The 2816-nt window shown below is 70.1% G+C and carries 3 protein-coding genes and 1 pseudogene; 3 read left to right on the forward strand and 1 reads right to left on the reverse strand.

The window, feature by feature from the left end:
• On the reverse strand, positions 1 to 255 hold a 255-nt coding region (locus VJ976_RS00640; protein ID WP_324097901.1), incomplete at its 3' end, for a hypothetical protein.
• Between the two features lie 147 nt (positions 256 to 402).
• On the opposite strand from VJ976_RS00640, the gene VJ976_RS00645 reads away from it, so the two are divergent.
• The 3 genes and pseudogenes from VJ976_RS00645 to VJ976_RS00655 all read left to right on the forward strand — a co-directional run.
• Entirely contained in the window at positions 403 to 1080 is a 678-nt protein-coding gene (locus VJ976_RS00645; RefSeq protein WP_324097903.1) for an HAD-IA family hydrolase, read from the forward strand.
• Positions 1081 to 1105: 25 nt separating this feature from the next.
• Positions 1106 to 2335, forward strand: coding sequence for a sedoheptulose 7-phosphate cyclase (locus VJ976_RS00650; RefSeq protein WP_324097905.1), 1230 nt, complete (start codon positions 1106 to 1108; stop codon positions 2333 to 2335).
• 13 nt (positions 2336 to 2348) lie between these two features.
• Positions 2349 to 2816 (forward strand): annotated as a pseudogene (locus VJ976_RS00655) (hypothetical protein); the annotation flags it as partial.

Here is a 2816-nt window from a genome sequence, read left to right on the forward strand (position 1 = left end):
GAGCAGCGACAGCTGCGTCCGCTCATCACCCGCGGTGTCGTGCTGCACCACCACGGCACGACGACCCGGCAGATAGCGACCCGAGCACTTGCTCGGCAGGTGCGTCAGCGCGGTAGTAGTGCCGTCGGCGGCGATCTCGACGAGCTGCACCGTGCCCAACGCGTCGTGACCGGCCAGCACCCGCCCCTCGTCGTCGATGTCGAAGGCCGTCCAGGTCGGCACGGACAACAGCTCGGTGATCACATCGGCAGGCACCCCGTGACCGTACCGAGAGACCCTCCAGCCTGCCCGCAGCGCCCGTTCCAAAGCGCTTGTGAAAACTTTCACCATACATCGACGGCCTGCGGCGCCAGACGGCGCCCCGCCCGAAACCAGCCACGGACGGCCCCCTACCGTTTCCCCATGGAACATCGCGAACCCCCCGGCGCCCTGCTCTTCGGCTCCATCAGTACCATCGCCGACACCTCCGAGCTGCAGCGCGAGGCCTTCAACGAGGCATTCGCCCAGCACGGGCTCGACTGGACCTGGGACCGCGAGGACTACCGGGCCATGCTCGCCTCCAGTGGCGGCAAGGACCGTATCGCCTCCTACGCCGCCGACCGCGGCGATGACGTCGACGCCGAGGCTGTGCACGCCACCAAGTCCGAGATCTTCCGCCGCCGGCTCACCGAGAACCCTCCGCCGCTGCGGGACGGCGTGGCCGACACGCTCGTCAACGCCAAGGAGCACGGGATGCGGCTCGCCTTGGTGACCACCACCTCCCCGGAGAACGTGCGCGCCCTGCTCGACGCCGCCTCGGCGGAGATGGACGCCGTGCTCTTCGACCTCGTCGTCGACTCCGGTGACGTCTCAGCGCCCAAGCCCGACGGCGCCGCCTACCGCTATGCCCTCGACCAGCTCGACGTCAGCGCCCAACGGGCCGTGGCCGTCGAGGACAACGTGGGTGGAGTCCATGCCGCAGCCGACGCCGGGGTGCGCTGCCTCGCCTTCCCCAACGCCAACACCGCCGGACACGACTTCAGTGGGGCCGACAGAGTCGTCGACTCGGTCGACTTCGCCGCCGTCGCCGCCCGTTCCTGACCTTCGCCACGACCCGGGAGAGAGCATGAGCACGACCGAGGCCACCTACACCGCCACCGAGTCCGGCTTCGACGTCCAGGGCGTCGAGCGGATCGACTTCTCGCTGCGCCTCGTCGACGGAGTGTTCTCCCCGGAGAACACCGACCTGGCCGACGCCTACCGCAAGTTCGGGCGGTGCCTCATGGTCATCGACAGCACCGTCCACGAGCTGTACGCCGAGCAGATCCAGCGCTACTTCATCACCTACGGCATCGACCTGACGGTCTTCGACGTGCGGATCAAGGAGACCGACAAGACGCTGCGCACGGTGGAGCACATCGTGGACGGCATCGCCGACTTCGGCCTCAACCGCACCGAGCCGGTGCTCGTCGTCGGCGGTGGCCTGACCACGGACGTCGCCGGCTTCGCGTGCGCCACCTACAAGCGGAGCACGCCCTACATCCGCATCCCCACGACGCTGATCGGCCTGATCGACGCGAGTGTCGCGATCAAGGTGGCGGTCAACCACCGCTCGTACAAGAACCGCCTGGGCGCCTACCATGCCTCACAGCAGGTCATCCTCGACTTCTCCTTCCTGCGCACCCTTCCGCTGGACCAGGTGCGCAACGGCATGGCCGAGCTGGTGAAGATCGCGACCGTCGGCAACGCGGAGATCTTCGAGACCCTGGAGGCCCGCGGCCCCGAGCTGCTGACGACCCGCTTCGGCCACAGCGGTGGTGACCCCGGCCTGCGCGCCGTCGCGCACCGGCTCACCTACGCCGCCATCGACACGATGCTGGCGCTCGAGGTGCCCAACCTGCACGAGATCGACCTCGACCGGGTCATCGCCTACGGTCACACCTGGAGCCCGACGTTGGAGCTCGCGCCCGACCCGCACCTGTTCCACGGTCACGCCATCAGCGTCGACATGGCGCTGTCGGCCACTATCGCCGCCGAGCGCGGCCACATCAGCGAGACCGACCGGGACCGCATCCTGGCGGTGTTCGCCGCGCTGGGCCTGTCCATCGACAGCCCCTACCTGACCGACGAGCTGGTGCGCCACGCCACCACGTCGATCACCCAGACCCGCGACGGGCTGCTGCGGGCTGCCGTGCCCAGCCCCATCGGCCACTGCGCCTTCCTGAACGACCTCACCCCTGCCGAGGTCGAGCAGACGCTGGGCCGACACCGCTCGCTCGTCGCGGCCTACCCCCGCGAGGGGCTGGGTGAGGACATGTACACCCCCGCCGCAGCACCCGCCTACCAGCCCGCGTAGGGCTCCCCGCCGAATGTCGGACCCGGCCGCCACCAGCGGCGCGCCATCGCCGCACCTGCGGCCGGTCACGCCGTCCGGTATCGCGGCGGCCCGGTTGCGCGACCTCACCGGCGCTCTCGCCGCGGCCCACGTCCCCGAGGCCCTCGTGGACGAGACGCGCGAGATCGCCGAACTCGTAGGCGGGCTGGAGCCCTACCTCGCACAATGCACCACACCCCCCTCCGAGGCCCTGGCCGACCTGGCCCGACGCACCGAGGCCCACGAATGGTCGATGCGCGCTGAGCAGACCGCACCCGCGAGCACCGGCGGGGGCCTGGAGGCGGAGATGCTCTCCGGGCACGTCGAAGGGCAGACGTTGAGGATGCTCGCCCGCCTGACCGGCGCGCGGCGGGCCCTGGAAGTCGGCATGTTCACCGGCTACTCCGCGCTGGCCCTGGCCGAGGGGGTGCCCGACGACGGCAAGGTCGTGGCGTGCGAGATC

The sequence above is a fragment of the Ornithinimicrobium sp. genome (assembly GCF_035267225.1).
GTDB lineage: Bacteria > Actinomycetota > Actinomycetes > Actinomycetales > Dermatophilaceae > Ornithinicoccus.

Excerpts from the sequence above, each read along its gene's own strand:
- VJ976_RS00650 (WP_324097905.1), top strand. The coding sequence starts at position 1,106 with ATGAGCACGACCGAGGCCACCTACACCGCCACCGAGTCCGGCTTCGAC.
- VJ976_RS00645 (WP_324097903.1), top strand. The coding sequence starts at position 403 with ATGGAACATCGCGAACCCCCCGGCGCCCTGCTCTTCGGCTCCATCAGT.